At 61.9% G+C, this 9,177-nt stretch carries 8 protein-coding genes; 2 read left to right on the top strand and 6 right to left on the bottom strand.

Annotation, left to right across the window (positions count from 1 at the left end; all coding sequences use genetic code 11):
• Positions 1-504: 504 nt before the first annotated feature.
• Complete coding sequence (locus LB310_RS15255; RefSeq protein ID WP_301155350.1) at positions 505-834, bottom strand: 4Fe-4S dicluster domain-containing protein; 330 nt, start codon at positions 832-834, stop codon at positions 505-507.
• Positions 835-837: 3 nt separating this feature from the next.
• The gene (locus LB310_RS15250; protein ID WP_301155349.1) at positions 838-3,078 is read right to left on the bottom strand and encodes a molybdopterin-dependent oxidoreductase; all 2,241 of its coding nucleotides are present in this window, start codon (positions 3,076-3,078) and stop codon (positions 838-840) included.
• 235 nt (positions 3,079-3,313) lie between these two features.
• Here LB310_RS15250 and LB310_RS15245 point away from each other — a divergent pair, with 235 nt between their 5' ends.
• The gene (locus LB310_RS15245; protein ID WP_301155348.1) at positions 3,314-4,795 is read left to right on the top strand and encodes a helix-turn-helix transcriptional regulator; all 1,482 of its coding nucleotides are present in this window, start codon (positions 3,314-3,316) and stop codon (positions 4,793-4,795) included.
• A gap of 140 nt (positions 4,796-4,935) precedes the next feature.
• Here LB310_RS15245 and LB310_RS15240 read toward each other — a convergent pair whose 3' ends face one another.
• Entirely contained in the window at positions 4,936-5,367 is a 432-nt protein-coding gene (locus LB310_RS15240; RefSeq protein ID WP_015539665.1) for a PadR family transcriptional regulator, read from the bottom strand.
• Between the two features lie 585 nt (positions 5,368-5,952).
• Here LB310_RS15240 and LB310_RS15235 point away from each other — a divergent pair.
• Positions 5,953-6,213, top strand: coding sequence for a hypothetical protein (locus tag LB310_RS15235; RefSeq protein ID WP_301155347.1), 261 nt, complete (start codon positions 5,953-5,955; stop codon positions 6,211-6,213).
• A gap of 52 nt (positions 6,214-6,265) precedes the next feature.
• Here the strand turns inward: LB310_RS15235 and LB310_RS15230 are convergent, their stop codons facing one another.
• The 3 genes from LB310_RS15230 to LB310_RS15220 form a co-directional block, all read right to left on the bottom strand.
• Positions 6,266-6,595: an oxidoreductase gene (locus tag LB310_RS15230; protein WP_301155346.1), complete on the bottom strand. Its 330-nt coding sequence runs from the start codon at positions 6,593-6,595 to the stop codon at positions 6,266-6,268.
• 5 nt (positions 6,596-6,600) lie between these two features.
• Entirely contained in the window at positions 6,601-8,895 is a 2,295-nt protein-coding gene (locus LB310_RS15225; protein WP_301155345.1) for a molybdopterin-dependent oxidoreductase, read from the bottom strand.
• Between the two features lie 70 nt (positions 8,896-8,965).
• On the bottom strand, positions 8,966-9,177 hold a 212-nt coding region (locus tag LB310_RS15220), incomplete at its 5' end, for a carboxypeptidase-like regulatory domain-containing protein (protein ID WP_301155344.1).

Below are 9,177 nucleotides of genomic sequence, written 5' to 3'. Positions count from 1 at the left end.
CCCTCCGGGTTGGGGACGAGGAACGTCGCGGCCACGATCAGCACGGCGACCGCGACGACGCCGGCCTTAAAGGAAGCTTTCTCTCTCATCTTTCCCCTCCTTAACAGGGACAGTGGAATATCTATAGAAGCGTTCCACCGCATAACCGGTTGCGGCCGGTTGTGCGGCGAACTGGTTTTCGGGATTTTCAGTAGTCGACCCCCTGAGCGACTTTGCTTGCCCGCTGCGCTACCCATACGGCAGGCGCCTGATAGGTATTCATAGCCTAGAGCGCGATTGCCGTAGCTATAGGTGATGAAGAATCAGCAGAAACCCCGATTTGCATGAGCCGTTTGTCAAGGCGTCGCCAAGGGCGGATGCTTTGAAAGAGCGACTGTTCGACGAACAGAACCCCGTTCGAGCTATTGTTGGAGTCGCCCTGCATGGGTGCGAGAAACGGGGGCGACTCCCTATGGCATATTGTCTGTGAGCAGCCATACTGCCTACTGTGGTGCTCATGTGCCGCTATAGTGCGAACAGCACCTTCTTGGAGCCTGCGTCCATCTTTGCTGCCAGGTCCTCGATTCTGTCGTATTCCATGCACTGGGCTTGGCAGTGCTGAACGCAGGTGGGTTGCTTGCCGGCGGCGACGCGTTTACCGCATCCGTCGCACTGGGCGGTGATGGCTGGCAAATACGAGAGCTGCCACAAGCCGTCGCCGAACTCCCACGGTCCTATCTGGTTCAGGAGGATGCCTGTCTGGCCTACCGGGAGGGCATGCTCCATCTGGCATGCCATCTCGCACGAGTGGCAGCCGGAGCACCACTCGGTGTCGATCAAAAGTCCGTATCCCATAGTCTATTCCCCTTCCTTGACCTTGTAGAGCTTGCAGATCGAGGTTTTGTAGTTGGCGCCGAAGCCGCTCTTGCCGCATTTCATGGGCACGAGGTTGTTGATGTTCACGTCGAACACGTCGTACAGGTTCTCTGGGCCCTTCTCTGGAAGCCACCAACCATGATCGCAGGACACCACGCGAGGGTCGACGATCGGGGTGATCTTGATGGTGCGCTTTGCCCGCCCCATCTGGTTCTCGACCCATACCCATTCGCCTTCCGTGAATCCGAGCTCCGCGGCGGCGTCCGGGTGGATCTCGATATAGGGCCACGGGTCCATACGGCGCAGTCGGTCTATTTGGCGATGTTCTGAATGGAAAGAGCTCCATCGGCGAGCACCCGTGGTCAGCACGAAGGGATACTCCTCCATAAGCTCGGGTGTAGAGCCGGGGCCGGGTTCGGGCTCCTCGAAATAGGGCATCGGGTCGAGCCCGCATTGGTTGTAGAACGTCGACCACAGCTCGATGCGCCCGGTTGCGGTGTTGAATCCGGGCTGTCCGTCAGCGCGCAGCCTGCCGGTCTCGTAGCGTCTATACTCGAACGGCAGGTAAACCGGCGCCTTCTCGCGCAGCTCGTCGAAATCCATGCCCGTGCTGGCGATCATAGAGGACAGCATTTCGTCGACGGTCTCCCATGGCCAAGCAGCAGGGTTGAGCCGCTTGCCTATGAGCAGGTTTATCTCGGCGTCGGACTTGGCCTCGCCGATCTGGGTTACCTTGTTGATAACCTCGCCGCGCTGCAGGCCGTCGCCCAAGCGCAGGCCGTTTTTCTCGGGATAGGTTGCAGCAGGTAGGACCACATCGGCAATTGCCATGGCGGTAGGCGTCATGAACAGGTCGATCACGACATTGAACTCAAGGCGCAGCAGGCCCTCCATAACGCGCTTGGGATCGGCGGCCATACAGGCGATGGCGTTGTTGGTCTGCAGCCATGAGCCGCGCATCTTGTAGGGCTTGTCGGTGAGCAGCGTGTCCAGAAGGTCGTCGTTGGAGGCAACCTGGAAGCCCAGCCTCAGCAGCGGATAATTGGCTAGGCCGATGCGCTTTGCCTTCTGCTCGTCGCTGATGAGCTCGCCACCCCAGCCGCCGGAATAGGCGATGAGCTCGACGGGGAAGATGTTTCCTCCGGGGATATCGACGTTGCCGGTGATTTGGAACAGGCCGACGATAGCCTGACCTGCTGGCAGGGCCTCACGCACCATGTCGACGGCCAGCCCCCACTGCATGGCGCAGGGTTTGCTGTTGGCGAGCAGTCGTGCTGCGCGCTGTATTTGCTCGGGTGACACCCAAGTGATCTCGGCAACCTTGTCAACCGGATACTCCTGCACGCGCTCGGACAGCTCCTCGAAACCGTAGCACCACTTGTCCACGAACTCGTGGTCGTAAAGGCCCTCGTTGACGATGACGTTCATCATGCCGAGAGCCAGAGCGGCGTCGGTGCCGGGGCGCAGGCGCAGGTGCTCCTCGGCTTTGAGGGAGAGCCATGTGACGCGCGGGTCCATCATCATGATCTTCATGCCGCGCTTCATCAAATCGATGACCCAATGGCCGTAGAAGCCGTCGGAGTTAGCGCGCAGCGGATAGTTGCCCCAGATGACCATCAACTCGGGAACGGTGTAAGCCGGGTTTTCGTAGCGGTCGACGAACTGTTGGGAGCAATCGGCTACCGTGTAGCTGCCGCAGGTCGCGGCCATTCCGGCAACGCGGGGCAGGTAGCATGCATTGCCGGAAAGAGCAAAGCAGCAATAGTTGGGCGAGCCGTAGGACCAGGCGATGCGGGTGATCCAGCTGGAGATGTCACGTCCGGTTCCTTGGCCGAAGAGCACGGTCTCCGCTCCGTGCTCTTCGCGGATCTCGATGAGCTTGCCGGCCACGTAGTCGACGGCCTCATTCCAGCTCATACGCTCCCATGCGTCTTTGCCCCGGTCTTTGGGATTGCGTCTCATGGGGTAGAGCAGGCGGTCCTTGTGGTTGGTGATCTCGGGCAGATCCAGGCAACGGACGCATAGGCGGCCTTGGTTGAACGGGTTCTCCGGGTCTCCCTCCACCTTGACGAGCTTTCCGTCGTCATCGGTATAGAGCAAGACTCCGCAACCCTCATGGCAGCCGGGACCGGTCCATGCGCTGCCACGTGTCACGGTGTAATCGTCCTCCTTGTACTTCCAAGGCTTCTCGTGCTCGACAAGTCGGTAATCCTTCTCTCCCATGCACTTCTCCTTCCCCTCTTCTCTGCTTGCAGTGCCACGCCGATCGGTTAGAATGGGCGGAAGCGATTGCAATGCCCCTCTGGTGTGCTGCAGAGCCCGTCTCTGGCTCTGGGCCGAACCGATCGACGTGGTTTCCCGAACTATAGGATCGTGCCGTGCGACTTGGTATATCTGGAAAGTCTGAAACCCGCCGACTCGCCTAGTACGAAACGGATAAATCAGAGGAGATGGTTAAGTGACGGAAGGTATTAAACCATCGTATGAGCAGGGGGAAAGGGGTTCGGTATCCCTTCTTATCAGCCTTGTGATGGGTTTCTCGTTATTTTGGTCGAGCTTTTACACTGCGCTGATCCACAACGCCGCCATCGATGACACGGCTGCTGTCGACACGATCTTCCCGCTGGCGCCCGTTGCCCTGTGCGCCGGTATGGTGGTCATGGCCGTCGCGAGCAATCGATGGTCGGATTTTCTATCGGCGCAGAAAGGGCATCGTTTCCTGTGGGCTTTGGTCTGCGCGAGCCCCGTTGCTCACGGGGCTGTGTCTTATGCGCAGTTCGTCATCGACTTGCACGTCCACGTGCTCGTTGTATTCGTGGCGAGCTTTCTTCTGGGAATCGGGCTTTCCGCGCTTCTGCTTTTGTGGTCGGAGCTCTTGACAACTTTTACGAAGAATTTCACATCCAAGGTCCTTTCCTGCTCTATGGCCGGCGGATCCTTGCTCTATTTCGTTGGTAATTGCTTGCCTGACGGTGCGGGCATAGCCTTCGCGTGCCTTTCCTTGCCAGCGAGCTTGGCGATACTCGTAGTGCTGGAAAGAGAGATTCCCCAAGCGCCGTTTGTCTCGCGTAAGGAGTCCATGGCGCGGCATCGTCTCACAAAGCCAATCGATGCTCTCAACACCCTTTACGGAGCGGTATTCGGTATCGCCATATTCGGTCTGTCAGATGCCGAAAGCCACCCTTGGCTGCACGCGGGTATATCTTTGGCCATCGTGACGGGCGCTTTGCTGATGATTCCGTATCTTGGGAAGAACACCGACAAGATGATGCACGGCAAGGTGCAGAAGATTCTCTTCCCCTTGCTCGTAATCGGCCTCCTGCCCATGCCGTTCGTTGATCCGCCGCTGAAAACGTTGTACATCCTTGTTATCCTCGTTGGCTATGTATGGCTGACCCTCGCCAATCTCGATTCCCTCTTCTGCCTCGTCAAGCGCTTTGGGGTGTCGCCGCTTTATCTCACCGGCCGAGGGTTTGCCCCCATTATCGTGGGAGTGGCCATCGGCTATGCCGTGGGTTTCCTGTCTGCCTTCACGCATTCTGTGGGCAGCGATATTCTCACCTGGGCGTCGCTCGTCTTGGTGATCCTTCTTTCCGTGTTCGTTACGGTAATCCCCTTCGACAAGGATCAGCTTGCCGGCGAGCACGATGAGGAGGGCGGCGCGACGGAAACCCATGAGCAGGGTGGGGGTCGTTGGAAGAAGAGTTGCGAGACGGTGGTGAAGCGGTATGGCCTCTCAGCACGTGAGACGGAAGTGTTCTACTTGATCGCCAAGGGGTGGGGATCAGACTATATCCAGTCAAAGCTCTATATATCCCCCCACACGGTAAAAGCGCATAGGTATAGCATTTACAAGAAGGTTGGCGTGAGTTCAAGGGATGAGCTCATGATGGTTGTTGAGAAGATAATGGCTGACAAGGACGATGATTCGGCGCTTTGAGGGCTCGGAGCGGTGAGCCCTCAAAATATCCCCCCGCTTTCCTTGCCATCCTCAGATTTGTCGGATGGCAAGGAAAGCGGGGTGTGAAAGGGCAGCTCTTCGGGACTGAGAATGCCTTCGGCTCGAATGGTGCGCAATGCCTAATGCGAGCACAAAGGCGCGTCGGGGAGGTCGATGCCCAAAGCGCCGGCGGCGAGGCCGCGGAGCTCCTCCAGGGTGAGCTCGTAGCAGGCCAGGGCGTCGATCCACCGGCGCAGGCAGCGGCGGCCCTTGTCGGTGAGCGAGAACAGGCGCTTGGCCGAGCCCTCCTCCGGCGTGTCCCATACCGACGTGACCAGTTCGGCCTCCTCCATGCGCTTGAGGGCGCGGTAGATGCCGGTGGCGTCGGGCTTCTTGCCGCCGAACATGGGGGATTCCGCCGCCTGCTGCACGATGACGTAGCCGTGCAACGGCTTGTCGGAGCAGGCCAGCAGCGTGAGGATGGTGGGCTGAGACAGGCGGTTGAGCGACTTGCCGAGCTCGGCGCACTCCTTCATATCCTCGTCGGACTTGGGATGGCAGCTGCTCCACATGGGCGGGACCTCTTTCTCGTCAGAATGGACTTCGTCCCTGTGCTCCGGCATCGGCTGCGCGGTGGGCGGACGTGTCTTCTTAGGTAGAATTGCAAACACTATCATCTCATAACTAATTGCATTATGCCAATATTTTCTTGGCGTTTTGGTGTGGAGGAGGGCGAACGGCGCCCGCTCTTCCCGTGCGGAATCGGGGTGGCAGTGGGGGCGATCGGCGGCCAATCCGCCCGTGGGGGAGCATGTGGCGGCGAAGGCGAGCTGCTCGCCCGCGCCGCCACCCCGTTCGCCGAGCAATCGCCTCTGAAGGGTGTCCGGTTGCTTTCGCCCTATGGGGGCGATGCACGTGATGCCAAGGTGCTGAAAAAAGCACCTCATTTTACTTCTGACCTGCGAAAACTAAAACCTTACGCCGCTCGCCGCTTTGATCGCACCGTTAGGGTGGCGGGTAGGCCGGTGGCCAAGAACACGTTGCCCAGCTACCGAGTTCATCTTTAGGAGGAGGTTGCGCCTTTCTATCATGGATGCATGGACCGGGCGATCGCGGGAGCGGCGCCGAGGTGCAAGAGCGACAAGGGAGGCGATTGCATGCATGAGGACGTTCACGGCCATGCGCGCAGGCTCGACAACGCAGAGGCGCGCGTCGTGGAGCGCTCGGTTTTCGGTAAGGGTCCCACCCGTCGAACCAAGGCGGCTGCCTACGAGCGCAAGCCGGTTCTCGGCACGAAACGGGACCAATCGGTGATCGATGCCTTCTTCGCCGCGCAGGACATTCGCCCTTCATCTGATACCGAGAAGAAGGGCGGCGCCTCGACTCCCGACGGCATCGAGGACCCGCCCTCGACCTGAAGGGGCTTTCACGCACCACCCCTTCAGGTATACGAGCCGGGCAGATAAGGTGCTAGCTGAACAGGGCGAGCTTCTTCTTGCCGAGATCCATCTTTTCGGCAAGCTCCTCGAGCGTGCCGTAGTACAGGCAGCCCGCCTGGCAGTGCTGCACGCAGCTCGGCGCCTTGCCGGCCGCCTGGCGACGCGCGCAGCGGTCGCAGCGGTCGGTGGGCACGGGCACGAACTCGTACTGCCAGCGGCGCTCGTCCAGCTGGTCGGGGCCGATCTGGGTCAGCCTGATGCCGAACCGGTCGGGCGCCAGCCCGTGCTCCTGCTGGCAGGCTATCTCGCAGGTGTGGCACCCCGTGCAGAACTCGTAGTCTACTGCAAGCATTTGCCTCATGCCGATCACTCCTCTACCTTGCCGATAGTGCACAGCTGCGACTTGTACGACGCTCCCAAGCCCACCTTGCCGGGACGCATGGGGACGAGCTTGTTGATATTGGACTCCATCACGCCGAACAACGTGCCGTCCTCGGGCCCGCGCTCGGGGAACCACCAGGCGTGGTCGGCCGAGACGGTGTCCTTGCGGATGCGGGTGGTGAGCTCCGCCTTCTGGCGGCACGAGCCGAAGTTGTTCTCGATGGTCACCCAGTCGCCGTCGGCTATGCCGTAGGCGGCCGCCGTCTCGGGGTGGATGAGCACGGTTGGGTCGGGATGCAGGCGGCGCATGGACGGGCTCTGGCGGTGCTCCGAATGGAAGAAGCCCCAAGGACGCGCGCCGGTGGTGAGCACGAGCGGGTACTTCTCGGCGAGCTCGGGCGCCGACACCGGGCTCTCGGGCGGCTCCTCATAATCGGCCAGGGGCGACAGGCCGAAGTGCAGCATCTCCGGGCAGTAGAAGTTGTAGCGGCCGGTGGACGTGGCGAAGCCCACCGTGCCGTCGCGGCGCAGCAGCCCCTTCTCGTGCTTGTTGTACTCGAACTCGGGGTAGGCCCAGGTGCGCTCGCGCAGCGTCTCGTAGGTGTAGCCGGTCTTGCGCAGCAGGTAGTCGTAGAAACCCTGCTCGTCGTCCCACTTCTTGTGAGTCTCGTCGGTGAAGCGGCTGCCCGTCTCGTAGATGATGCGCTGGTCCGACTTGCACTCGCCCAGGGGCTCCACCGCCTGCGCGATGGCGCCGAGCGCGTAGGGCTGGTGCCCGGTGATGCCGATGCGCTCCGCGAAGCACGCGGCGGGCAGCAGCACGTCGGCGCAGGCGAGCGCCGTGGGCGTGAGGAACAGGTCCACCACCACGTTGAACTCCATCTTCTGCAGCGCCGGCAGGATGCGCTGGGGCTGGGCGCCCATGCAGGCAATGGCGTTGTTCTGCATCATGAACATGGCCTTGATGGGGTAAGGCTCGCCCGTCTCCATGGCCTCGAGCAGCATGTCGGGGCTGATGGCGGCCATGGCCTTGAGCGCAGGGTACTTGAAGTTCATGGTGCGTCCCTGGTCCTTGACCGGCTCGGAGCACCCTTCCCACACCTTCTCGCGCGGCATCCACGTCACGCTCATATCCCACACGGGGTTTGCAGCCACCATGGTGCCGGGCTTCTCGAAGTTGCCGGTGAGCGCCATGAGGTCGAAGCACGCCATGCCGGTGATGAAGCCCTCGGAGGTGTGGTCCATCGCCACGCCCCATTGCAGGCAGGCTGATTTGGCGCGGCCGATCTTGCGGGCCGCCTTCACGATGAGGTCCTCGGGCACGCCGCAGGTCTCGGCGGCGAAGGCGGGCGTGTACTTCTTCACGTGCTCCGCGAACTCGTCGAAGCCGTAGCACCAACAGGACACGAACTCCTTGTCCTCCAGACCCTCCTCGATGATGACGTTGCAGAGCGCGAGCGCGAGCGCCGCGTCGGTGCCGGGGCGCACCTGGAACCACACGTCGGCCTTGCCGGCCACCCAGGTGAGCTTCGGGTCCATGACCATGAGCTTGCTGCCGCGCTTCATGCTCTCCACCACCCAGTGCCCGAGCGTGCCGTCGGAGTTGGCCACCACCGGGTTGTTGCCCCATACGAGGATGTACTCCGGCGCCTCCCAGCGCGGGTCGTCGTAGCGGTCGGGGAAGAACTGGGCATAGTCGCACACGAACAGCCCGCCGGCTTTGAGCGCGGTGGAGAAGATGCGCGGCGCGTAACACGCCTGGCCCGACAGGAACCCGGTGCCGTAGTTGGGCGTGCCCAGGTACTGGGCCATGAGCGGGCCGTAGCCGTTGATGTCGCGGCCCGTGCCCTGGGTCACCCAGATGGCCTCGTTGCCGTACTTGTCGATGACGGCCTTCATCTCGCGCTCGATGATATCGTAGGCCTCGTCCCAGCTGATGCGCTCGAACGCGTTCTTGCCGCGGTCCTCCTTGGCGCGCTTCATGGGGTAGCGCAGGCGGTCCTCATGGTAGAGCATCTCCTTGAGCGCCAGGCACCGCGGGCACAGGCGCCCCTGGTTGTAGGGGTTCTCGGGGTCGCCCTCTATCTTCTCCAGCACCCCGTCCCTCACGTACATGAGCACGCCGCAGTTGTCGTGGCATCCCGGGCCCGACCGCGCGTTGGAGCGGACGACCGTGCAGCCGTCCTCCTCCCACGTCCACTTGCGTCCGCTCGGGTCGTCCTGCGTGGGCGGCGTCGGCACGCCCTGGGCGGGGTTCCCGCCTGTTAACGTCTCTGACATGGCTCCTCCTCACCTGGTTCGTCTGAGCGTCGAGGGCCGCGGCCGTGCGGCGCGGCCCTCGACGCGGGGTTTACGCTTCGGCCCGGTACAGCTCGACCGGGCCCATGTTGCGGTCCTCGTCCACGGTCGAGGCCTCCAGCACGCGGGTGAGGTAGCCCTCCGCCTCCGCGTACACGCGCCACTCGGCGGCGCCCACCTGGTGGAACCAGAAGTCGCCGAACTCGTCGGCCTCGGCCGCCAGCACCTCGCCCGTGGCCAGGTTCTCGGCCGTGACCCTCGCGC

Source organism: Gordonibacter sp. RACS_AR49, from assembly GCF_030418435.1.
In the GTDB taxonomy this organism is placed as follows: domain Bacteria; phylum Actinomycetota; class Coriobacteriia; order Coriobacteriales; family Eggerthellaceae; genus Gordonibacter; species Gordonibacter urolithinfaciens.
This window is presented reverse-complemented; position numbering and strand designations above follow the sequence as displayed.